Genomic DNA, 24,280 nt, shown 5'->3' with positions numbered 1-24,280 from the left:
TTTTATGTCTTGGATAAACAACAAAATTAGCCGAATGAACAGGGAAATATTATCGGCAAGTATGCGATCACCTGCGCTGGTTTTCGTCTGCCATAGTCAGCATGGACAAAGCATGGCGCCGCGCAACGGCCATATGGTCATGCCCATATCCCCCGCCCAACGCGCTCGCGACGGGAATATCTCTGTCTCGCGATTGCCGGATGACATATCGCTCTCGCGCAGCCAGTCCTTCATCCGTCAGAGCCAGTCGCCCCAATCGGTCTTCAACATGGGGATCTACCCCGGCTTGGTAGAATAGCAAATCGGGCCGAAAATCATCCAATATCGCCGGCAGATGATCGGATAAAATGCGCATATATTGTTCGTCACCGGCACCATCGTCCAAACCGATGTCGAGGGAGGATCGCGCTTTGCGTACCGGGAAGTTCTTTTCAGCGTGCACCGAAACCGTCATGATATCATTGCGTCCGGCGAGTAGCGAGGCCGTGCCATCGCCTTGATGTACATCGAGATCAAGGATCAGGATACGTCCCACATCTCCTTCGGTTATCAGGCGATTGGCGCTCACTGCCAAATCATTGAACACGCAATAACCAGCCCCGGTGTCGGCGAGCGCATGATGGCTGCCGCCTGCGCTATTCGCCGCATAGCCATGTTCCAGAGCCAATTTCGCGGCAAGCCAGGTGCCACCGGACGTGTAGCGCACGCGCTGAGAAATTTCGGGCGAAACGGGAAACCCAATCCGCCGTTCTTTCTCATGTGGCACGTTCGAAGAGAGTACCTCATTCACATAGGTCGGATCATGAACCGCTTCGAGCCAATGGGGTTCCATCGCATGCGGCGCATATAATTGATGATTGTCGGACAATTGTTTGACCGCTTCGATTACCAGATAATATTTATCGAAGGCAAAGCTGCCCCGTGTTGGTGGCGGAGCGATATAGTCACTGTGATGCACGATATGCAGCATGGTGACAGCATAAAGCGTTCAATACAAAAATATACTGTCCCTAACGCCGTATCAGTCTGTTCTGTCAGTACTTGAAGTCATCCGACCTGTCCTAGCTAAAGAAAGGGTATGCCGCCCTGTAGCAACATGAGAGAAGAGGCCATGGCTGGCCTTGATACTACCGCAGGAACTCGCATATCGACATCCAGTCGCTATCCAAACTATGTTCTGGGTGTATTGTTCATCGTAACGATGCTCAACTTTCTCGATCGTCAGATCATTTCCATTTTGGCAGAACCTGTGAAACGCGATTTGGGCCTAAGCGACACCCAAATTGGCTTAATGACCGGGCTATCTTTCGCCATTTTCTACACCACTCTAGCCATACCGGTCGCCGCATTGGCCGACAAGTGGAACCGCAGCCGGATCATCGCCATTGCCATCGCCATCTGGTCTGCCATGACTGTCGCATGCGGCCTCGCTGCAAATTTTGTCCAACTGTTTCTAGCCCGTGTGGGTGTCGGCATCGGTGAGGCAGGTTCTGCGCCAGCGTCTCATTCGCTGATCGCCGATCTGTTTCCGCCGGAACGCCGCGCTGGAGCACTAGGCATATTGGGTATGTCAGTGCCGATCGGTGCATTTATTGCCTATGCCGGCGGAGGTTGGGTGGCCGAAAATTTCAGCTGGCGCGTCGCTTTCTTGATAGCCGGACTGCCGGGGATCATCATAGCTGTAATCATCTGGTTCACGGTTCCCGATCCGCGCGGGAATGTATCTTTAGCGGCTGCTTTTAAGCCTGACCCGAACAGAACCAGCCTGAAAGAAGCATTGATCGAATTGTCGTCCAAGCCGGCTTATTGGCATTTGGTTGCCGCTGGCGTGCTGGTGCAATTTGTTTCCTATGGCCTGGCAAGCTTTTACGGCGGCCTGTTCGTTCGGGTGCATGGCATTGGCTATGGCGAACTGGGTTGGAAACTCGGTGTCATGGTCGGTCTTTCGGGCGGGTTCGGTGCATGGCTGGGGGGCCGGGCCGGTGATTATTTTGGCAAGTTGCGCCCGACGCTGCCGCTGCTGGTGGCTGCTATGGTCATGGTGGTTGCCACTCCCGGCATGATCTGGGCGATATATGGACCAAGCGCCAATATGGCGGTGATATTATTAGCCATCCCGACATTCGCAGCGACCTTTTACTACGGGCCCAATTTCGCAGCGTTGCAAAAGCTGGCCAGCGACGAAACCCGCGCTATGGCCGTCGCGATTTATCTGCTTATCGCTGGCATTATTGGTTTGGGCGTTGGCCCGGTATTTGTCGGTATGTTGTCGGACATGTTTGTCAGCGAACTCGGCGAGGCAGCGGCCTTGCAACGTGCCCTTGCGATTCTGGCGTTTTTCAATATCTGGGCCGGCTTTCATTTCTGGCGCGCAACCCGTTCCATGCCACACTGATCTTCTCTGCCAATATAGTCCCGCCAACAAAATCGGTCATTTCCACTTTAACGGTTTCACTTCGCCAATCCGCTGGGTAGGAAAGCCGGATGCTCGAGAATCTCCTACCGCTGCTGAAATCGACCTTTGGATTTACCGCGTTTCGCGGTGTCCAGGATCAGGTTCTCACGCGGGTGATGGAGCGCCAGAACACGCTCGCGGTGATGCCGACCGGTGCGGGCAAGTCGCTATGCTATCAACTGCCCGCCATAGCCAGTGATGGCACCGTCGTTGTCATCTCGCCGCTGATCGCTTTGATGCATGACCAATTGCGCAGCGCCGAGGCGGTCGGCATCCGCGCCGCAACGCTCACTTCGGCCGATGATAATCGCGCAGAGACTATAGCGCGGTTAAAGGCGGGCGAACTCGATCTGCTCTATGCCGCGCCGGAACGGGCATCGGGCGAGCATTTCAGGAACCTGCTCGAACAGACGAGAATTTCCCTCTTCGCGATTGATGAAGCGCATTGTGTATCAGAATGGGGACATGATTTTCGGCCCGATTACCGGCTGCTGCGACCCTTGCTCGATCATTTCGCCGATGTCCCGCGCCTCGCGTTGACTGCCACTGCAGACAAACATACGCGCGATGATATTTTGGTACAGCTTGGTATCGAACAAGATGGCCTGATCATCGCCGGTTTTGACCGGCCCAATATTCGCTACAGTATTTCACCGCGCAAGGGGCTGACCCGGCAGATTGCTGATCTGGTCGAGCGTTTGTCCGGCCCGGGCATCATCTATGCGCCAACTCGCAATGCGACCGAGAAGCTAGCGGATCAAATTGCCAAGACTGGCCGCAGCGCTCGTGCCTATCATGCTGGCCTTCCCCCTGAAGTCAGGCAGCGCAATCAGGCCGATTTTGTGGCTTCAGAAGACATGGTGATGGTTGCAACCATTGCGTTCGGGATGGGGATCGACAAGCCCGATGTCCGCTTTGTTGCTCACGCTGGCCTGCCCAAATCGATTGAAGCCTATTATCAGGAAACCGGGCGCGCTGGCCGCGATGGCGATCCGGCAGAAGCTCATATGTTCTGGGGCGCAGAGGATTTTGCCAAAGCACGACAACGACTGACAGAAGTTGACGAACAGCGCCTCAATAGCGAGCGTACAAGGCTTGCCGCGTTAGGCGGTCTGGTGGAAGCAGCGGGATGTCGACGGGCGATATTGCTCAAACATTTTGGTGAAGAGCCACCACAAAGCTGTGGCAATTGCGATAATTGCCTGAACGCACCGATCACCCGAAACGTCACCGAACTGGCGCGCAAATTTCTATCTGCTGTCTATCGCACGGGCCAGAGTTTTGGCGTGGGCCATTTGGAAGCCGTGCTCACCGGACGGCAGGAGGACAAGGTCCTCTCGCGCGGACATGATCAACTCTCCGTTTTCGACATTGTCGATACCGAGGAAGCGCCGCTGATCAAACCGGTTTCGCGATCCCTGCTGCTGCGTGATGCACTGCGTAATACCGAACATGGTGGCTTGATGTTTGGTCCAGAGGCGCGTGCAATTTTGAAGGGTGAGGCCGAGGTTGCCATTGTCGAACCACCCAAACGCGAACGCAAGAAACGCCGCAGCGGTTCTTCTCCCAACCCAGTGGGTGATCCATTGTTCGATGCCCTGCGCGCCAAACGCATGGAACTCGCCAAGGAACAAGGCGTTCCGCCCTATGTGATTTTCCATGACAGCGTGCTGCGCGACATGACTGGATTTAAACCACGCAGCCTGTCAGCACTTGCTGAACTACCCGGAATCGGAGCAGCCAAGCTCGAAAAATATGGGGAAGACTTCCTGAATGTGATAAGAGAATTATCCGAAGCACAGGAGGAAAGCGTATGAAGATGATCGTCGCATCATTGACCGGTTGCACGTTGATGCTCGGTGGCGCAGTGTTGGCATATTCCAGCAGCTTCGCAGAAGAAAATTCCTCTGTTCCTGTAGAAAAGGTTGAAAGCATGTTCCGGAAAATAAACGATAAAGTCAGTGTCTCGCCACAAATCAGCTTGGAAGATATTGCGACCGCCAAGGCCGAAGGCGTGAGCTTGATCGTCAACAATCGCCCGGATGGCGAAGAGCCCACCGCTCCGCAGAGTGCCGAAATCGAGGCCGCTGCTAAGGCCGCCGGGATCGACTATATCGCTATCCCGATCACCCATAGCGGCTTTTCCGCGCCGCAAGTCGATGCAATGATCTCTGCTCTTGATGGCACCGAAGGAAAGACGCTCGCTTATTGCCGATCCGGGACACGGTCGACTTTGCTATGGTCATTGGCTCAGGCCAAGCAGGGCGTATCGCCAGACGAAATTGCGCGGTTAGCTGGCAATGCTGGTTATGACATCACGCCGATCCGCGCGATGGTTGATGCATTGGCAGGCAGTACCAACTAATCCTGCTGGACAGTTGCTGACAGCGGTGTAAATAGGAAGGCATGGAAAGCCTTCCCGATCCAACCCTTTATGCGATTCCGTTTTTTATCGTAACGGTGGCGCTCGAATTTTTCATGAGCCGCTATCGCGATGACATTAAATATGATGTCAAAGACATGGCGACATCCCTGACATTGGGGACCGGCAGCGTGGTCGCTGGCTTATTAACCGGCGGGCTGGCCGTAGCCGTGATATATTGGGTTTATCAATTTCGCCTATTCGATATCCCGTTCACCTGGTGGGCCTGGATATTGGCTCTATTTGTCGATGATTTCTTCTATTACGTTTTCCACCGCGGTGCGCATCGTATCCGCTGGGTTTGGGCGGCGCATGTCAATCATCACAGCAGCGAACACTATAATCTCTCAACCGCTTTGCGTCAGCCGTGGACCAGCACCTTTGCGCTGACCTGGATATTTTCGCTGCCGATGTTTCTGATCGGTTTTCACCCGGCAATGATCGCCTTTGTTGGCGGCGTGAACCTGCTCTATCAATATTGGATCCATACCGAGGCAATCAGCCGCATGCCGCGTTGGTTTGAGGCGGTGATGAACACCCCGTCTCATCACCGGGTCCACCATGCGACCAATCCGCGCTATCTCGACAGGAACTATGCCGGGATTTTTATCATCTGGGACAAAATGTTCGGTACATTTGAAGAAGAACGGGATGATGAGAAAATCCGATATGGCATCATCAAAAATCTGAACAGCTACAATGTCCTTTGGGCCGCCTTTCACGAGTGGGTTGGCATGACTAAGGATCTATGGTCGGCACCTTGGCGCTACAAGTTAAACTATCTGATAAAACCGCCCGGCTGGAGCCATGATGGCTCCAGAGAAAGCAGTGAAACCATAAGGGCGCGCTGGGCAAAGCAGGAGAGAACAGCATGGCAGAATATGACATCATCGTCATCGGCGGAGGATCAGCAGGCAGCGCAGTTGCCGGACGGCTGAGCGAAGATGGCAAGCGGTCGGTCTGCCTGATCGAGGCCGGTGGCAACAATAACAATTTCCTCGTTAAGACGCCGGGAATGATGCCCTTTTTGCTGAAAAACGCGAACTGGCGATTTGACACCGTACCGCAAAAGGGCCTGAATGGCCGCACAGGTTATCAACCCCGTGGACGTGGCCTCGGCGGTTCCAGCGCGATCAATGCAATGGTCTATATTCGCGGCAACAAATGGGATTATGACAATTGGGCTGCCCCGGAATCAGAAGGAGGCCATGATTGCGATGGCTGGAGCTATGATGATGTCCTGCCCTATTTCAAGAAATCTGAAGGTAACGAGCGAGGCGGCGATGACTATCATGGTGGAGACGGCCCCCTATCCGTGTCCGATCAAAAATGGCTGAACCCCGGAAGCGTCGCCTTTGTCGAAGCTGCGCGCAACTTACAGCTGCCGATCCGCGATGACTTTAACGGCGCCGAGCAGGAAGGCATGGGCGTCTATCAGGTCACCCAGAAAGGCGGCGAGCGCTGGTCTGCCGCGCGCGCCTATGTCGAGCCGGGCCGTAGCAGGCAGAATCTGGACATCAAAACCAAATCCCTGGTCGAGAAGCTGATCGTCGAAAATGGCCGCGTGACCGGCGTCCAGATCAAACGCGGTTTCGGGCGAGAAACCCTCTCCGCCAAGGGAGCTGTTGTCCTTTCGGCGGGCGCCTTTGGATCGCCCCATATCCTGCAACTATCGGGCATCGGCCCCGCAGAACATCTCAACGAAAAAGGGGTGGCGGTCGTGGCCGACAAACCCGAAGTCGGAGCGAACCTGAAAGACCATATCGATTTTGTCTCCGGCTATATGACCGAGTCCAAGGAACTGATCGGTGACTCGCTGCAGGGAACTGTCCGAATGGGCAAAGCGATAATCGAACACCGGATGAAACGGACGGGTATCATGACCACACCCTATGCCGAGGCCGGCGGGTTCTGGAGCTCCAGTCCCGATGTGCCGGCGCCCGATATCCAATATCATTTTGTACCGGCCGTATTGGAAGATCATGGTCGAGAAAAGGTGAAGGGTCATGGCTTTAGCTGCCATGCCTGCGTATTGCGTCCGTATAGCAAAGGCACGGTGCGGCTGGGTTCGACCGATCCAAAGGCACCGCCAGCAATTGATCCCAATTTCCTCGACGATGATCGCGATATCGCAACGTTACGCGCGGGTGTCCGGCACATGCAGCGGATCATGGAAGCGCCGCCGCTGACCGATTTCAAACCCACTAATCGCCACCCTATAGACATGAGCAATGACGAAGCACTCGATGCGCTTATCCGAGAGCGTGCGGATACTGTCTATCACCCCGTCGGCACCTGCCGAATGGGTAGTGATGATCATGCTGTGGTTGATAATCGCCTGAAATTTAAGGGCCTGGACGGGCTCTACATTGCCGATGCATCGATCATGCCGGAGATCGTCAGCGGCAACACCAATGCCCCCAGTATCATGATTGGCGAACGAGCTGCAGACTTTATCAAGGCTGATCTAGCTTAATAACCGTGGGCTACGCGAGGATCGTATAGCCCTCTTCGTCCTGCCCACGGCACATACGTTTCGACACGCGGGTTTCCTGACCGTCAATGATCGCGACGTCAGTGATGTTCAGGCATTTACGGCCATTGGGCTCTGTGTTGAGCGCCGTGACCGTTGATGAACCCGATACGCCCGCCCGCGTTGGGCTTTTCCAAGTTGCGGTCGCGCCAACTTCTTCTTTCTTCGTCACCTCAACCGTTGCTTCTGCCGCTTCTTTCTGCTCGTCTTCGGTCAGCTGGCAAGCAATTTCGCTGACCAGCACAGCCCCGACACCACTCGAAATTAGCGTTCCAATCTTGCCAAGGCCGGCCGCATTGCCCGCAACACCGCCCAGAATACCACCAAGCAAACCGCCGCGTTTCTTGGCCTTTTTGCATTTTTGCGGTCCTTTGGACCTCTTGGCACTTTTTACCTTGCCGTCTTTCTCTCCCTTATCGGATTTGTCTTCTTTCACGACATATTCGGGAACGGCATAGCCGCCGCAGCCGGTATTGAAACAGAAGCGATCCTGCAAATAGGCCCGGTCCTCTTGGTAACGCGTCTCAAGCGCCCGATAGTCCGCCAAATTGGCACCATCAGGATCAGATGCGGCATGTTCCCGGCGCATGTCAGTATAAAATTGATCACGGCTTTTGGCCGTAAATTCCATCTTGCCCGCGACTTTATCGGTATAAATTTTGGATATTTCATTCTGGTGATCAATCATGCGCTGACGAAACGGTGTGAGCACCTCTGCATAATAGCGATCAAGCAAGACCGTACAGCGATTAGTATCTTCCGCCTTGTCAAATGGCGCGTCAAATTTTTGAAAATCCTCCCGGCAATCAGGATAACCATCCCGGCTCAGCACAGGTGTTGCCGGCAATTCTGGAAGATCTGGTTCAGTTATGACCGGAGCAACATAGGCGCGATCGACCTGCTGTGTGTCCTGTTCCTGCGAAAAAGCCGGCGATCCCACACTGGCCAGCAGGGAAACCGCGATCAGCGCATGACATACGCTCCGCACTTCTATTGTCATCTGATTGCCTCCCTTCCAAAATTGCTAGCTCTAAACCGCCCCAATCGCAAGTTTGGCCTAACTGGCAGCCTTTGCATTGACGGATAACAGGCAATCTACGCTGCTTTTTCATCCTGTCTGTGAAATATCGCACTTCTTGAGAGAAATTTCATATTAGCCTATGAAAGAAGAGCAGTCGGCAGAGAGAATAATCATGAACAAGTTATCCAAATCATTGATATTGCTGACAGCAACGCTGGCTGTCCCAGGAAATGCAGCACCGGAAACTGCTTTGGCAATGGATCCGGATAATCCTACTTGTCCTGCCAAACCCAATTGGACGAGCAATAAGGAGATGGTTCTCACACCCGTGGAAAAGAGTGGTACAAAAGTTCTGCTCGCCGAAGGGGTAGTAGATGTTGATCTGCCAGACAGGCTGAAAAAGGTTCTTTCTGACAACCCGGACATTTCTGAAATCTGGTTACGTTCCCCAGGTGGTCATGCTCGTGCTGGTAATGAAGCGGGGCGCATCATCCGTGAAGTGGGCGGATTGATGATCACTCGCATACCTGCTGGCTGGACCTGTTTCAGCGCCTGCAACTTTGTCTTCATGGGTGGCCGTGCGCGAATTATTGAGGCCGACGGGGGGTTCATGGTGCACATGTTCACTATGACCGGTGATCGCAACGCGATTAATTACAGCATAGAAATGGGTACGGATTCCACGGTGGAACTTATTGGCGAAGTCGAACAGGAAAGCGCTCTGCTGGCGACCGAGGATAATGATTTCCTGATCCGAATGGGCGTATCACGCAAATTGCTTACCGATATTATGTATAAACAAAAGGCCATAAAAACTGAGGGTTCTGATCAATCCACCCGCCGCTGCCTCACCAAAGAGGAAGCCATCAAATATAATGTCGCAAATGTAGAATGAAGATCGCTGATCTGGCAATTTAGCCGGCCTGTCTTACACGATACTGTAATCTAAACGGAGCACTCCCTTTTCATGCTCAAAAGACTTTTCCTGCTCGCTCTTCTCCTTGCTCCAAGTCCAGCTATGGCTTGGGCCAGCTATGCCCATCGGACGATCGCTGGCATTGCAGAGGCCAATGTCGATCCCACGACCAAGTCTCGAATGAACCAGCTGTTTCAATCCGCTGACTTACTCGGTACCCCACAATGTGATCTCAAGAATATCGGAGACGCCAGCGTCTGGCCGGATTGCATACGGCGCGACCGTTTGCGCTGGGGTTATACAAGCCCATGGCACTATCAGAATGTCGATATCTGCAAGCCGTTTGATCTGAAAAGCGCCTGCCGCAATGGCAATTGCGTATCGGCACAGATTGATCGCAATGCAGCTTTGTTAAAGGACAAATCACTGCCAGCCCATATCCGGCTCGAAGCGTTAACCTTTTTGGTCCATTTCGTCGGGGATATGCACATGCCCCTGCACAGTGGAGATCGTAGTGATCGCGGCGGTAATGATGTTCGTGCGGCTTATGGAATCATACGGGGCCGGATGAACCTTCATTGGCTGTGGGACGGACCGCTGGCGGAACGCGCTATTACCGATGGGCCAGAAATGGTGCGCCAGTATAGCGCGGAAGAAAAATCCGATAAGTCCTTTGGAACTACAGACTTTTGGGCATTGCAAGCCTGGCAGATCGCTCGCGATTATAGCTATCCCGCGGCCGAAGACCAATCCGCTTGCGGGCCGAAGCTTACACGCCGGGGCAAGGTAGACAATGATGAGATAAAAGCGCTCATCCCGGTCACGCGACTCCAGATCGAGCGGGCCGGTCTGCGACTCGCTCGCTTGCTCGAAGAGTCGCTAAACTAGTCAATTTTAACGATTTTTTAAGGATGTCTGTCAATATTTGGCAGTTTTTCGTAACTTTTTTTTAACAGTTTTTTCCGCTTTGTTTCAACGACTTGCCACCCCCTGTGCGCAATGTCACGGCGAAATGGCGGAAAAATCCTATCTACATCCATGTGAACCTCTATCTTTTCATCGACGGAAAAAAACGGTTCACCGTCAATTCAGTAACCAATCGTAGTTTCATGCGTAATAATTTTGGCAATAAAGAGAAGGAAGAACGATGTATTTGTCCCCTAAGTCATTCGTTAACCAGCCTCGCAAAAAAGCGGCTGAATCGATAACCCCAGCCGAAGCTGAAGTCGTCCAGCGTGGATACCAACCCATGTATCACCTCGACATCGTCAATCGCTGCCCTGGCTGCGGTAAATCGCACTGGCATGTTGGCCGGTTTAGCGCCGAATGCGCCCATTGTGAAACGGCATTGCCACTGGCGATTGTCTCAAGCCAACCTATGGAACCACGCTTTACCGAAAGCTTCAGCAAGACCGCAATGGCCGCCTAACCGGCTCTCGCCTTCTATTTCGCTAAACCTACGACGTGCTGCAGCCATTGGCTGACGGGGGCAACATAGAGTTGATGGGCGGTGGCACCGTTTTCATAAGCATAAGCGGAATAAGCATCGGGATATAGCGCCAGTCCATGGTCGGCCTGTTTGATTTCCAGCCATAGTGCTGTGCCGGGAGATTTTCGATTTATCATATCGACAATCATCCGGTGGCCGTGGCGGCTTTCAAATTGCTCATATTCGCCAAAAGCAACCATCACCGGTACGTCCAGCGATAGCCAGGCTGCGAGAAAGTTTTTTTCAGCCGCTTGCCAATGCCAAGCAAAAGGGCGGCCGTAGTGGTTTTCGGGATCAGTCCCGCGGATTTTCTGCCAGACGTCCGCCAAATCGGGATTGGCTGATGCAACCTCTTCCGGTGTTTTCTGACCGATTAGATAATGCTGCAGAAACGCAATCCGCTGGACCATTTCAGGATGAATATCTTCTGGTTTTACAACGCCGGAACGCTCGACATAGAGACGTTCGAAATGGATCATCCGCTCCAGATACGTCACCGCGCCACCGCCCTGCACGATCACGCCAGCGACATCGTTATTCTGAGCAACCAGAGGCGCTGTGGTTGATCCCAGACTGCTGCCCAGAATGACCACCCGCTGCGGATCAACCCAGGAATGCTGCTTGGCCTGAACCAAAGCCTCGCGATAGTGACGGACTTCGGTGTCATAGTCGAGCTTGTCACATCCGGGGCCTTCGCTGTCACCGGTACCCGAACGCTCGACGCGGATCATAACCATACCGGATCGCTGCGCCAGCAATCGCAATTGCGTATCGCGTCCTTCAGGAAAGACTATGCTGTCGCAGGAAACCCATTGGGTCACAAATATGGCCGGGAGCCGTTCAGCGGTCCCTTCTGGGCGCGTGACAACGCTGCGTAGGCGCAGCCCCTCGCTTGTTGTGATCACACCATATTCGGTTTCCAGCCCGTCCGTCTGTTCCAACGCGACATCTGATGTCACCGGCAAGTCACCGGTCACGCGCGTTTCGGCTTTCAGACTATCTGGATTGGCTCCGGCCATGGCCACCGCGAGGATCAACCCTGTCAACATTCGACGCATCATCATCCCTTTCATGCTCTTTCGTGAGGAGAGCAAATAATAAGGACGCCCAACGCGGCCCAGAAAGGGTGATGTGACGAAGGGACGAAATTTTTGCGCGCAAGGCTCCTACTGCAAGGCCCAACGGTAACGGTTGCCGATTTTGAAAGTCTGGCCATTATCAAGGGTGAGAATATTGCCCGTTAATCCTTGGATATTCTGACGCCGCACCAGAACGGATCGGTGGATACGAACAAAATCATGGGCAGCTAAAAGCTCCTCCATCGCGGATATGGACATCCGGTGCAGTATCGGTGGACCCGATCCATGCAATTCAACATAATTGCCGGCCGCTACTACCCACCCGATCTGATCGACAAGCAGGGGAAGTTCGTTTGTAGAAACCAGTTTCTTGGCTACCGCATGATCAGAGGCAAGGCGCTTTAATATCCAGGACAGTATCAGCATGCCGCCGATAATTGCCGCACCAGGTAGCCGTCTGGTGAGCTCAAACATGATGGTGCTGTCATATATCAGCGTATCCAGAGAAGACATGCCCACGGCGACGATAACAATGATACCCAACTGAACGGGCCAAGAGCTCAATCGTTTTGCTACTTCAAAGCATATCAGCCACGGGACAATGTTCAGTCCTGCCCAGATAATCCCCTCGATCAAGGGTTCTCCCCGGCCAGCCAGCGTTGTATAGATCACGCAATAAACAGACGAAGCTAGGGTGAGAGCGACCGCTATCAGCAGCACCTGCGAGGCCGTCAGGGGGCGAATGAAGATCCTGTCCAAACTATCGCTCAACAAAGCTTCGTTCCTTTGCCTGTTACCGCGTCATTTGTATCAGGATCACCGGTAATTGACTAGATATCGTCAAAAGCCTCCAGTGCGGCGCGGGCAATGGGCTCTCCCCATTCCTGCACAAAATGGCCTCCGCCTTCGATCATCATCGGATCGGGGCAGCCGTTGATCAGCTTTTGCAATTTGAGCATCGCGGGCGGACCAAGAACAGGGTCGGAATCGCCAATGGCCATGAAACTTTTTCCTTGCCACTCGTCTTTCCAAAAGACAGCGGCCTGGGTGCTGACTTCAACGCCGTCCATTTCTGGCGACACCGGAACCAGCGCTGGAAATTTGCGTGCGCCGGCCTGATATGTGGGATCCGGGAATGGTGCATCATAGGCAGCGATCTCCTGTTCGGTCAGATGCGGCGTGCCGCTGGCAATTATCTGTCCCGTCTTGAACTCCGGCGTATTTAGCGCAAACTCCTTCCACGCGTTAAAACCATCACCGGGCGTACGGCCAAGGCCAAGCCCAGTGTTCATAACAATCAGACGCGACAATCGCCCTTTAAATTTCTCATCGACCGGCAGGGTCAGACCAATAAGCCCACCCCAATCCTGCACCACCAAGGTGATATTCTGCAGATCCAACCGTTCGACCAGCGCTAGAATATAATTGCGGTGAAAATCGAATGTGTAATCATCTAATTCCGTCGGCTTGTCGGACCGGCCAAAACCGAAAAAGTCCGGTGCAACAACCCGCGCGCCGCTTTCCAGAAAAACCGGGATCATCCGGCGATAGAGAAACGACCAGCTTGGCTCGCCATGCAGGCATAGAAAGGTGCGATCGGCATCTTTGGATCCTTCATCAATCCATGCCGCGCGTAGCCCTCCGTAGCCTGGTAAATCCTCTGCATAATGAACCGGATAATCAAAGTCAGGAATATCGGCGAAACGTTCATCGGGCGTGCGGACAGCGTTGACGGTCATAGTTGGGATATCCTCTCTTCGGGTTTTGATTCGAAACCTGTCAGCACATAGCCGTTCGGTCAAGGACGCATTATTGCAGCGTGATTTCGCAGATTTGCGACAGATGAAACGCAGAACGTTTGGAGGCGGGTGACCCGCGCGTTTCTAGCGACAGACCACCATCCTATGGCCGAAATGCAACAGATTTGCCTCGACTTTACATTTATTTAGATTTGCGACGAACGGCGGACAGCTGTCATCTGCCGTTCAGCCCAATTTGAGCATCCAGCGCTTGTTCAAAAGTTGAACATAGTGTTGTCCGCAGCATGTTTCTGCGGATTTGTTTGAATAGTAATTGGAGTAAAAAATGAAATCCCCCTTAATAGTCTCCCTCCTCGCAGGCAGCATCATACTTCCTGCGGCCGCTCAGGCTCAGGAAAAATCCCCCTTTTCCGGTCCCCGCATCGAAATAATCGGTGGTTATGACCAACTGCGCTCCGGCAGCGATGTCGATATCGACACCGATAATGACGGTATTTTCGAAGATAATGACTTGGATCAATCCGTCGATGGCTTCGCCTATGGCGGCGCCATTGGTTATGATTTCGATCTAGGGTCAGTCATTTTCGGCATTGAAGGTGAGTTAATGGACTCGACCGGAAAGCAGGAAACAGACGAAGATATTGCCGCACCATTTGGCTACCGGATCAATGTGAAGCGGGACATTTATCTCGGCGCCCGTATTGGTGCCCAGGTGGCCCCGCGCACCTTGCTCTACGCCAAAGGTGGCTACACCAATACGAGCGTGGAATCCCGGTTCCAGGATCGGATTGAAGACGATGGTTTCGATTTCGTATTTGATGATACCCAGTCGATCGATGGTTTTCGTGTGGGTGCCGGCATCGAACAGCTAGTCGGCCCGGGCTATGTGAAACTGGAATATCGTTATTCCAATTATAGCGGCCTGAAATTCGATGACGAACTGTTCAATGACAACAGTGAGATCGGTATCGATCTGGACCGACATCAGGTTCTGGCCGGCGTCGGTATTCGTTTCTAGTTAATAGCGACGATCAAAGAAAAGGCGCGCTAGCCCATTGGTTAGCGCGCCTTTTTTGTTTCTGGCCCAGGCTTAATCGTTACCAGCGGTCTCTCCGCCAGTGACGCTAGCCGTTTCGTCCGGAACCGGGAAGCCACGTTTTTTGAGGATATATTTCACCTCTGGATCACGGCCACGGAATTTGCGGTAAGCTTCCTTGCGGTCGGTTTCATTACCGGTCGCGAGGATGATCGAGCGATAACGCTCGGCCACTTCCGGATCCCAGACATTACCGGCTTCCTCGAACGCCGCCCAGGTGTCCGCATCCATCGTCTCTGACCAGAGATAGCTGTAATAGCCGGCCGAATAGGCGTCGGATGAGAAGAGGTGATTGAACTGCGGCAGGCGGTGACGCATGACGATCTCTCGTGGCATGCCGATTTCTGTCAGCGTCTCGCGCTCAAACGCATCCGGATCGGTAATCGGTTCTGCCCGGTTGTGCAGCTTCATGTCGACAATCGCGCTGGATAGATATTCCACCGTTGAAAAGCCTTCGTTGAAGGTTTTGGACTTTTCGATCTTGTCGACCAATTCCTGCGGCATTGGCTCGCCGGTTTCGACATGCTTGGCATAATTGTCCAGAATATGGCGCGTCAGCAGCCAATTTTCGTGCACCTGGCTAGGATATTCCACGAAATCCCGCGGCGTGCCGCCAAAGCCTGGATAGGTGATGTCATAGTTGAAATAATGCAATGCATGGCCGAATTCATGGAACAGCGTGGTCGCATCATCCAGGCTGATCAGCGTCGGCTTCCCGTCGCCACCCGGCACGAAATTATTGTTGTTCGAGGCGAAGATATAGCGGTTTTTACCACCGAGACTATATTGGCTTCGATAAGTCGTCATCCATGCGCCGGACCGTTTACCCTCACGCGCGAAATTGTCGAGATAGAAAACGCCGATCAACTTGTCGCCGCGCTTCACTTCGAACGTGCGAACCTGCGGCTCGAACACTGGCACCGTGCCGGTATTTTCGGTGAAGGTCATGCCATAGAGCTTGTTGGCCATGTCGAACATTGCATCGACCATATTGTCGAGCTTGAAATAGGGTTTGATCTCCGCTTCATCGAGATCATATTTCGCCTTGCGAACCTTTTCCGCATAGAAACGATAATCCCACGGCTCGATGGTGATGCCAGCGCCCTCTGCATCGGCAACTTCCTGCATGTCGGCGACTTCTTCCTTCACCCGGCCAACAGCGGCAGGCCAAACCTTCATCATCAACTCCATCGCGGTATCGGGCGTCTGTGCCATGGTGTCGGCCATGCGGTAATGCGCATGGCTGTCAAAGCCGAGCAGCTTGGCGCGATCGGCGCGCAGCTTGAGGATCTTGGCGATCGTCATGTTGGTATCGTTCGCATCGCCATTATCACCGCGATTAATATAGGCCATATAGACCTTCTCGCGCAGGTCACGGCGGGTCGAGTTTTGCAGGAAAGGCTGCATCACGGAACGGGTATTTTTGAGTGCCCAGCCTTCCTTTTCCTGTGCCTGTGCCGCGGCCCGGATCGAAGCGATGAAGCTGTCTGGCAGCCCGGCCAGCTCGGCCTCGTCGGTCAGGTAAATATAGGTTTCTTCATCCGCGAGGACCTTGTTCGAAAACTCGTTAAACGCCTTGGATAATTCGGTATTGAGGCGGATCAGTTCTTGCTTGTCTGCGCCTTCCAGTTCCGCGCCATTGCGCACCAGCGATTCATATTGGCGTGTGACTAGTCGCTTCTGCTGTGCGTCCAGACCAGACGTTTCAAGACTGTCATAGACCTCCTTAGTCTTCTTGAAGAGGCGCGGATCAAGTTGGATCTCATTGTAAAAGGCTGAGATTTTCGGCAACCACTCGCCTTGAACTTTGCGGACCTCTTCACTGGAGAGATTACTGGAATGCACACCCCAAAGTGCGAACACTTCGTTGGCCTTTGAACCGGCCAGTTCCCAGGGCACCATGAAATTGTCGAATGTCGCTGATTCGGGTTTTGCCAGGATGGCGTCAGCCTCCTTCTTGCCTTCGTCCATCAACGCTTGGAATGCGCCGGGAAAATCTGAGACTTTCACTTCATCCCATGGGGGTACGCCGTCATAAGGGCCGGTCCATTCCTGCAGGATCGTGTTTTCAGCCGCATCGTCCGATGTTTTCTTCATACCGCTATTTCCGTTTGCGCTCATCCGATTGAGTTCAGCTGTGGTTTGTTCGGCCATTGCCGGACTGCCACCAATACCCAATAAGGCGGCGGTAGACACGCCAAGGAAAAATTTACGGCTGGAAACTGAAAATCGCATTTATGTCTCTCCAATAGATAGGATATGTCGCCCCTGTTAAGGACACAAAATTCTACGCTCCTGTGCGCTTGATACCCCGTTACATTAACCGCGCATCAAAGGCAAAAAGGTTGCGTTTGAAATTATGTTTTAGACAAACGGCGCTTAGCCATCGATGAACGACACAGCTTTGCGGCGGCTTACCCTATTTCTTTACAAATGCGTTGATCCGGTCCTGCATATCAGGTCCGGTGCCTTCGTTCTCCATCACTTCCCATTGCAAACCAGCGTCCAGCGGGTCGGCATCCGTTGCCTCGAGCAAGCGTTTGTTCGCAGCATGGGAAAAGGCAGAATTCTCCAATATTCGCCGGGCCAATGCCTCGGTTTCGGCTTCAAAATCAGCGACCGGAAAAACCTGTTCGGTCAGCCCAATTCGCAATGCTTCATCAGCCAGCACTGTTTCGCAGGTGAACATCAATTTTTTGGCCGTGGCTATTCCAACCCGGCGCGGCAAACGCTGGCTCATGCCCCAGATGGGAGTCAGCGCCCATTTTGCATGAGTATCACCAAATTTGGTATTGTCCGCTGCGACGATGAAGTCAGCAGCCAGTGCCACTTCCAGCGCGCCTGTATAACAATGACTGTGAACCGCCGCGATTACCGGCTTTGGCAGTTTTTCCATCATCCGCAAGGTTTCCGAATGCCAGCCACGCGACGGCACCTCCTCGCCTTCCGATATATCATTAAGATCATGACCCGCTGAAAAGCATTTTCCGGCACCGCGCAGAATGACGCAGCCGATTGTATCATCCCTGCGGATATCCGAGATATGCTGACGCAATTGCTTGAACAGACTGACGGTCAGGCTGTTGAGCTTGTCCGGCCGGTTCAATGTCAGGATTGCCAGTCCGTCTTTATCGTCGCGCGTTACCAGTTCCGTCACAGCAAACCTCCGTCAGACAAACTATAAGATCAGCCGGTATCATGGGTGATTGTGTCGTGTTTTGCCAATGCAAAAATGGATAGTCGAAATAGAGAAGATTGATCCTCGCGCCAGTTTTAACTATTCCGGCCGCTCCGCCAATAAGGCCCTTACCAGAGGTTGCAAGTTCTCGTCATAGCGCGCCAGCATCACATGCTCCTCCGCTGTCTCGAAATGGCTAACCAGTTGCTTGCCGTTCCACCAATGTAGCGCAATGGCGGGCGGATCGGCGACGATCATGTTCCGACCATCAGGATTTTCCGGGTCAATCGGTTCGAGGTCAAACGCCACCTGCGGTGCGGTAGAGGCACAGATCGACAGGCTTGTACCTTCAAAAGAGGTGGAGATGTTACGGTGCAGATGCCCCGTGATCATGCCTTTAACTTGATCATGGCCAGCAATAGTATCGGCCAGCGTCGACACCCAAGGTTCACGCGGATCGGTGTTCATCCATGCGATGCCGGATTCAACCGGAGGATGATGCATGATCAGCAATGTCGGCTTATCCTGCTTTTCAGCCAATCGATCGGTCAGCCACTGCGCCCGGACATCGCAAAACGCCCCACCATGCCGCCCCTCTTCGAGCGTATCGAGGAACAACAAGCGCAATGGCCCATCATCTATTTCATATTGCACAAAGCCATCAGCTGTCGGCACATCGGGAAATTGCTTCTGAAAAGGTGCCCGCAAATCATGATTACCCAGACACATATAAACCGGAAAGGGCAAATCGGCGAAAGCCTCTTCCAATCGCATGTAACTGTCCTGATCCCCACGATCGACCAAATCTCCAGTAGCGAGAAGCACATCGGGTCGCGGCGTCATCTCGCACAGAACCTTGAGCGCCTGATCGAGGCGCTTGCGGTTAAATTCCGTCGGATTGTCTGGGTCAAAGCCCAGATGAATATCCGTTACCTGCGCCAAGATCATGGGCGCTTCCTCTCTTTCATGTCGCCTCTAGCGACCATCTTCCAATTGTCGCCTCTAGCGACTGGCAATTTTCTGCTTTCGTATCTTCACTTTCAGCTTGTCCGACGGCTTTATAGCCTGATTATCATTCGCCACCGTATCAGGCTTTTTCCGTTTGTCCTTTTGCTGTTCCTTGATCAACCAGGGCGCACCATCATCGGCATGATAGTCATGACACATCGCGCATGTCGATGGCACATCGGAGGCTTCCTGAAACTCGCCGCCGTGACATTCACGGCATGTCTTAATTCCCGGCAGCAACAAATCACGCGCATCGTTTGATGTCGTTGCGGCATGACAACTGGTACAATCCTCGTCATTATGCGCTTCATGGCTGAACCAGCCCTTGTGCATATAACGATCCGTCTGGGTTACCGGTTTGATTCCATAATCCACCCGGCCGCGTGCTGTCGGCGGCGTCACTCCATGACAATCGAAACAGGCGCCGCCGCGTGAAAAGACTTGCTGAATGGCAAGATTGGCACGGCTTGGCCGGAACTGAACGGCGCGCGCATAGTCGCTGGCAACACGGTTGTCATTGCCGGCGCCTGGCCGGCGGCGTTTCATACCGCCAAGATTAATCGGTCGCGAGGGGCCGGTAGAGCGATAATAAGCGCGCAGGTCCGCCCGCACCATATCGGGCTCGCCGTGGCGCAGAGTTCTTATGGTGTTGCCGATCTCTTCGAAGGCGAGACTGTGGCACATGGCGCAGTCTTCTTCCATGTCCACTGGCTCAAACCGGACACCGTTCGAGTCCGGCGTATGACAGTCCGAACAGACCAGCGAATCGCCAAAACCAAATTTTGCCGACAGTCGCCGTCCCATCTGGGCGACCCCGCCGGTTTTGGACATGTGGATATCATGCGGGAATTTCAGGCCATTATATTCGGTTGGCTTGTCGTCCAGCGAAACCCGCTTGCGAGGTGGATTTTTACCACCCGGTTGAATCAACAAAGCAGGGCGAAATTGCGGATGCGACGTCCCGAAATCAGCAGCATTTTCAAGCTTCGTATCGGTCAAACGCGCGTCCATTCCCTCGTGACAATCGGCGCAAAATTTTTGCGCGGTAGGTTCCATAGCACCCGCACCCTCGTGCTCGGTGTGACATTCGACACACCTGCCAGGCGGCTTGTTAAATGCAGAGGCAAAAGCGGCACCGACTTTTGCGAAACCTTCCGGTTCGCCCATGGCTGTCAGCAATCGGTCTTTTTTGGCATGATCATGTGCGTCATCTTCATGACAGTTCATGCAGGTTTTGTCTGTCACGGTCACAAAGGCATCGACATGGCAAGCCTGACAATCCCCTTCGAGACTGTGGTGCGCGTCACTCAAAGCGCCGGATGACCACATGGTGTCGGCATGAAATCCTTCGGGCCGCTCTTCGACACCGCGATAAGTAGCCCAAGTATAGATCGGCCAGATCAGAAACGCGGCAAGCATAAGCCCGACAAAGCCCCATGCGCTGATCCGCTTCCCGGGCAGCAGGCCTTTCAATGTGTAGAGCGCGCCCTCGTCTCGCTCTTGCGCAGAATCCGAAAGCGCTTCGACCCGTTTGACGGTCAGTATTACGCCTTCTTCGTCATGACTGACCGCAATTACATGGCCGCCAAAACCGACTTCAGCGCCTGCGCTGGGGTCAATGGTTGCGGACATCTGGTCCCGGCCATCGACCGAGAATTTCTGGCCCGAAATGCTCTCAATTTCGATCTGGCCGTCGTCTAGCTGGCGAATGACCGCATGGTCCGGATTGACGGCGAGGTCAGGCAGATGAATCGCATTTTGCGTGTTGCGGCCGATCCCGATCTCAGCATCCGTGAACGGATTGGAACGGATAATTTCACGCCCATCAGCGGTGACAGCAATTTGGCGAACGATAAAGGTCATCAGTCTATCTCCCGCCTACCAGTAAAAGAAAACGCTAATGATATGCGCCGATAGCGAAGCGATCAGTGCGAATGTCATCGGCACATGGACGAACAACCAGACCTGCAGCAGCGCTTTCAGCCGAAGATGGCGGCGAACACGGGCGAGCGTTGCCTCCTTTTTCTGAAGCAGCGCATCGACCTTGTCGAGCGGATCATCGCCGCCCATGCGCGGCTGATAAGCGCGTTCTCGCCGCAAATCAGCCTGCGCAGCGCGGGTAGCGCAATTGGGATATTTTCCGGACACACGTTTCAGGAATCCACCACCGAACGGATCCTGTTCCAGCGATTGCAACACCAAGGCAGCATGCTCCGCCGAGAGGGGCTGCGCGGCTTCATGCAATTGCCGGTCAAGCGAGCGCAGGCTTTCCAGCATCTGCGTCTCGGTCATTTCGTCGCGATTGTTCGAGAGCGCCTGCGGAATAGTGGCGTAAAAATAGATACCGACAATGCCGGAGACGATCACAATCATCATGAAGGCATAGGCCGCCGTGTGAATGTTCCAGCCAAATTGGAAACCCGTATGCAATGTACCGATCACGATCAGGCTGAGGCCGAGATAGATATGCGCCGAGGTCCAAGCCTTTAGCGACCATTTGCCGGCCGTCATGGCGCGCTTGCGGACACCAAGCATGGTCAGCCACAGGATCAGGCCAGCTCCGATTGTGCCAAGCGTATAGCCATACCAGCTGCCACCATTATGACGCGGCGAGACGTCGATGAAGAGATAGCTGACAATCGATAACAGCATGATGAAGGAGGCAATTTTCAGCCATTTATAACCCGCATGTTTGAGAAAGCCGTCATGCATTGCGACTTTCTTTTTGGAGACGCCGCCGGGAACAGGAACAGAAGCCATTATGCGTCCTCCTGCTCTAGCTTGGCGACGGTGAGGAATTCCTCTGGTGCCACGCGGATGGCGGCCCCCGTTGGACAGGCGCGGACACAGGCGGGGCCGCCGTTGATACCGGCGCACATGTCACATTTAATCGCTTTCTTGGGTTTCTCGACATCGGGATCGCTATTTTCCGCAGCCCATTGCTTGTCAGGCTCGCCGGGCCCCGGCCCCTTCCCGAAGAACAGCCAGCTGAGCAAGCTGGGTTTCTTCGGCGGCACCTTGTCCATGCGGATCACGCCATAAGGGCAGTAGCGCTGGCAATTGCCGCAACCAATGCAGGTGTCGTCGATGAAGACCTCTCCGTCCGGGCCACGGTGGATCGCATCAGGCGGACAATCGGACATGCAATGCGGATGCTCGCAGTGGCGACAGCTGGTCGGCACGTGTAGATGCGCATAGGTCCGGCCTGCTTCCCGGTCGAGACGGGACAGGCCTTCATGGCTGTCGGCGCAGGCTTTCTCGCAATTGTCACAGCCCACACAGAGGTTTTCATCGATCAGCAGCACATCGGTTGCTTCGCCAATACCATTGTCGACCAGGAAATTGGCAACGCCGGAATACATATCGACGACGCCGGAGAAGCTGTCTTTCTTGGCTTCGACAAAGGCATTCACATCCTGACGAGAGGCCATTTCCTGCTTGGCCTTGCGCATCAGGTCAGGGTGCTTGTCGAGCACCTTCTTGAACGCATCGCCATTGATTTTGATCACTTCCGACTTGATCGCCGCTTTCACCGTTGCGGTGCGCATACCGCCCGCGATCAGGGTCATTTCCCCGACATAGGAACCCGCTGGCAGGTAGGACAGGAAAACCGGCTTACCGCCAATTTCCTTTTCCACCACCATCGACCCGACCCGAATGACGTAGATGTCATTGCCTTCGCTACCTTCCTCGATAATCGCTTCGCCGGCTCTGACATTCATGATTTCGCTGGTATCGACGACCTCGGATATATCCTCTTTCGTCAGGCCGGATCCGAACATCTGCAGCAACTGTCGTTCCGTGGAGATGCGCGTGATGGCGCGCTTGGCAGCCGGTACCGAGGCCTGCAGTTTCAATGCGGCGGTGCGGGAAATCTCTACGACGATCAGGTCTTCCGCCGCGTTGATGGTGGCACCACGGCGGCGACCTGAAATCAAGCCAACCTCGCCGAAGATTGATCCCTCTTCAATCGGCACGGTGATCGACGGATCATCGGGATCAATCTCGACCGCCACCGATCCTTCGGCAATGGCGAACAAGGACGACCCCGGCTCGTTTTTCTCGAAGATCACTTCGCCGCGACGATAGCGGCGTGGTTCGCTGTCGAGCATGAACTCACGCATCTGTAGCGAGGATAGTTCGTTGAGAATAGTGACCCGCTCCCGGAAAAATTCGAGCCATTCATCGACCGACTTGCCTCCAGGCAGGTCAGCAAATTTCTTTTCGAGGATCGGTTCATCGGCAGGCTTCAGGTCTTTGTTGCCGTTGATAAATTCAATGACATCATAGCCCTGGTTCATGCAGTGCTTGATCAGCGGATATCCGGCCAGCGCGCCGATAACATAAATGCCCTTCTTGGTGCTTTCAAAAGCGGGCGTCAGCTTGGGATAAGCCTCGCGATCTTCGCTGGTAAACTCGATCCCGCATTCCTCGACAAATTTGCGCGGCGGGGCGGATCCCATGCGCGCGATGATGCGATCGCACTTGATTGTTTCCTGACCATCGCGGGTTTCGAGCACCAGCTCACCATCCTTGACTTCCGCCGGGGTTGTTTCGGTACGGACATCGACTTTGCCCTGCTCGCCTGCTTCCATCAGCAGCTTCACATTCGCCTTTTTCGCACGCGCAAATTCCGGTGAGCGATTGAGGATCGTGACAATATTATTTTGCGCGGCATCGGCCGCGAGGCCGAGAGCATTTTCTATTCCGGCATCGCCAGAACCGATAACGGTGATATGCTCGTCATAATATTCACCCGGATCATCCAGCTGATATTGCACCAGCTTGTTATCACCACCGGGACAACGCATCAGGTTGGGGTTGCCCTGCGTTCCGATCGCCATGACAATCGTTTCCGCCAAAACTTTATCCCCGTTTTTCAGGGTGATGGTGAAGTTTCCTTCTTCCCCTTCGATCTTTACCGGTTCAGCATTATACTGCACATTGACACCGCAAGCCTCGGTTTGCTTGTCCCAGATTTCCAGGATCGCCTCACGCTTGCCGGCGTCAAAATCCATATCCGAACGCAGCACCAGCTGGCTCGGCGTCGCCATGACATGCTTGCCTTTTTGATATTTGAAGATGGTGTCGGAAAGATGATCGGTCTTTTCCAGCAGCACATGTTTCAGTTTCAATTGTGCAGCACGACCCGCGGCACTCATGCCCGCTGGCCCTGATCCCACGATCACCACTCGAAACTTGTCAGCCACGCGCTATCTTCCCCCTCTGCGCTGTCTTGGCCCAACGCTCCCTCATGCGTTTTTACAGACCAATGCAGCAATCTTTTTCGGCTTTAGCGCGACCCCAAAAGACTTTACTTGCG

At 53.8% G+C, this 24,280-nt stretch carries 20 protein-coding genes; 9 read left to right on the top strand and 11 right to left on the bottom strand.

Annotated features, from left to right (window positions below):
* Positions 1-67 precede the first annotated feature (67 nt).
* Positions 68-970: a histone deacetylase family protein gene (locus BS29_RS04895; protein WP_229956101.1), complete on the bottom strand. Its 903-nt coding sequence runs from the start codon at positions 968-970 to the stop codon at positions 68-70.
* 141 nt (positions 971-1,111) lie between these two features.
* On the opposite strand from BS29_RS04895, the gene BS29_RS04890 reads away from it, so the two are divergent.
* From BS29_RS04890 to BS29_RS04870, 5 genes are all read left to right on the top strand, one after another.
* On the top strand, positions 1,112-2,395 hold the full coding sequence (locus BS29_RS04890; RefSeq protein ID WP_229956100.1) for a spinster family MFS transporter: 1,284 nt from the start codon (positions 1,112-1,114) through the stop codon (positions 2,393-2,395).
* Positions 2,396-2,484: 89 nt separating this feature from the next.
* Complete coding sequence (gene recQ, locus BS29_RS04885) at positions 2,485-4,272, top strand: DNA helicase RecQ (RefSeq protein WP_229956099.1); 1,788 nt, start codon at positions 2,485-2,487, stop codon at positions 4,270-4,272.
* Positions 4,269-4,820 (top strand): TIGR01244 family sulfur transferase, encoded by a 552-nt coding sequence (locus tag BS29_RS04880; protein ID WP_326838494.1) that lies wholly within the window; start codon positions 4,269-4,271, stop codon positions 4,818-4,820. The genes recQ and BS29_RS04880 overlap by 4 nt, the downstream gene beginning before the upstream one ends.
* Positions 4,821-4,861: 41 nt before the next feature.
* Positions 4,862-5,815, top strand: a complete 954-nt coding sequence (locus BS29_RS04875; protein ID WP_229956098.1) for a sterol desaturase family protein — start codon at positions 4,862-4,864, stop codon at positions 5,813-5,815.
* Positions 5,749-7,353: a GMC family oxidoreductase gene (locus BS29_RS04870; protein WP_229956097.1), complete on the top strand. Its 1,605-nt coding sequence runs from the start codon at positions 5,749-5,751 to the stop codon at positions 7,351-7,353. The genes BS29_RS04875 and BS29_RS04870 overlap by 67 nt, the downstream gene beginning before the upstream one ends.
* A gap of 10 nt (positions 7,354-7,363) precedes the next feature.
* On the opposite strand, the gene BS29_RS04865 is transcribed toward BS29_RS04870, so the two are convergent.
* Complete coding sequence (locus tag BS29_RS04865; RefSeq protein ID WP_229956096.1) at positions 7,364-8,410, bottom strand: hypothetical protein; 1,047 nt, start codon at positions 8,408-8,410, stop codon at positions 7,364-7,366.
* A 193-nt stretch (positions 8,411-8,603) separates the two neighbouring features.
* Between BS29_RS04865 and BS29_RS04860 the strand changes: the two genes are divergently transcribed.
* The 3 genes from BS29_RS04860 to BS29_RS04850 all read left to right on the top strand — a co-directional run bounded on the left by BS29_RS04860 (position 8,604) and on the right by BS29_RS04850 (position 10,776).
* Positions 8,604-9,326, top strand: coding sequence for a COG3904 family protein (locus tag BS29_RS04860; protein WP_229956095.1), 723 nt, complete (start codon positions 8,604-8,606; stop codon positions 9,324-9,326).
* Positions 9,327-9,398: 72 nt separating this feature from the next.
* Positions 9,399-10,235, top strand: coding sequence for a S1/P1 nuclease (locus BS29_RS04855; protein WP_229956094.1), 837 nt, complete (start codon positions 9,399-9,401; stop codon positions 10,233-10,235).
* A 259-nt stretch (positions 10,236-10,494) separates the two neighbouring features.
* Positions 10,495-10,776, top strand: a complete 282-nt coding sequence (locus tag BS29_RS04850; RefSeq protein ID WP_229956093.1) for a hypothetical protein — start codon at positions 10,495-10,497, stop codon at positions 10,774-10,776.
* A 14-nt stretch (positions 10,777-10,790) separates the two neighbouring features.
* On the opposite strand, the gene BS29_RS04845 is transcribed toward BS29_RS04850, so the two are convergent.
* The 3 genes from BS29_RS04845 to BS29_RS04835 form a co-directional block, all read right to left on the bottom strand.
* A complete protein-coding gene (locus BS29_RS04845; RefSeq protein ID WP_229956092.1) occupies positions 10,791-11,900 on the bottom strand; it encodes an alpha/beta hydrolase family protein in 1,110 nt (369 codons plus the stop codon).
* A 102-nt stretch (positions 11,901-12,002) separates the two neighbouring features.
* Positions 12,003-12,686, bottom strand: coding sequence for a LytR/AlgR family response regulator transcription factor (locus tag BS29_RS04840; protein WP_229956091.1), 684 nt, complete (start codon positions 12,684-12,686; stop codon positions 12,003-12,005).
* A 59-nt stretch (positions 12,687-12,745) separates the two neighbouring features.
* Entirely contained in the window at positions 12,746-13,654 is a 909-nt protein-coding gene (locus BS29_RS04835) for a haloalkane dehalogenase (protein WP_229956090.1), read from the bottom strand.
* Between the two features lie 346 nt (positions 13,655-14,000).
* Here BS29_RS04835 and BS29_RS04830 point away from each other — a divergent pair, with 346 nt between their 5' ends.
* The gene (locus BS29_RS04830; protein WP_229956089.1) at positions 14,001-14,693 is read left to right on the top strand and encodes an outer membrane protein; all 693 of its coding nucleotides are present in this window, start codon (positions 14,001-14,003) and stop codon (positions 14,691-14,693) included.
* A gap of 72 nt (positions 14,694-14,765) precedes the next feature.
* On the opposite strand, the gene BS29_RS04825 is transcribed toward BS29_RS04830, so the two are convergent.
* From BS29_RS04825 to BS29_RS04800, 6 genes are all read right to left on the bottom strand, one after another.
* The gene (locus tag BS29_RS04825; RefSeq protein WP_229956088.1) at positions 14,766-17,006 is read right to left on the bottom strand and encodes a M3 family metallopeptidase; all 2,241 of its coding nucleotides are present in this window, start codon (positions 17,004-17,006) and stop codon (positions 14,766-14,768) included.
* 184 nt (positions 17,007-17,190) lie between these two features.
* Positions 17,191-17,928, bottom strand: coding sequence for an enoyl-CoA hydratase/isomerase family protein (locus BS29_RS04820; protein ID WP_229956087.1), 738 nt, complete (start codon positions 17,926-17,928; stop codon positions 17,191-17,193).
* 120 nt (positions 17,929-18,048) lie between these two features.
* Positions 18,049-18,897 carry a phosphodiesterase gene (locus BS29_RS04815; protein WP_229956086.1) on the bottom strand — a complete coding sequence of 283 codons (849 nt, stop codon included), beginning with the start codon at positions 18,895-18,897 and terminating at the stop codon, positions 18,049-18,051.
* A gap of 54 nt (positions 18,898-18,951) precedes the next feature.
* Positions 18,952-20,820 (bottom strand): cytochrome c3 family protein, encoded by a 1,869-nt coding sequence (locus BS29_RS04810; protein ID WP_229956085.1) that lies wholly within the window; start codon positions 20,818-20,820, stop codon positions 18,952-18,954.
* Between the two features lie 15 nt (positions 20,821-20,835).
* Positions 20,836-21,717 carry a hypothetical protein gene (locus BS29_RS04805; RefSeq protein WP_229956084.1) on the bottom strand — a complete coding sequence of 294 codons (882 nt, stop codon included), beginning with the start codon at positions 21,715-21,717 and terminating at the stop codon, positions 20,836-20,838.
* Positions 21,717-24,119: a cyclic nucleotide-binding domain-containing protein gene (locus BS29_RS04800; protein WP_229956945.1), complete on the bottom strand. Its 2,403-nt coding sequence runs from the start codon at positions 24,117-24,119 to the stop codon at positions 21,717-21,719. Before BS29_RS04800 ends, BS29_RS04805 begins: the two co-directional genes overlap by 1 nt.
* Positions 24,120-24,280: the final 161 nt, after the last annotated feature.

Source organism: Parasphingorhabdus litoris DSM 22379 (genome assembly GCF_020906275.1).
GTDB lineage: Bacteria > Pseudomonadota > Alphaproteobacteria > Sphingomonadales > Sphingomonadaceae > Parasphingorhabdus > Parasphingorhabdus litoris.
This window is presented reverse-complemented; position numbering and strand designations above follow the sequence as displayed.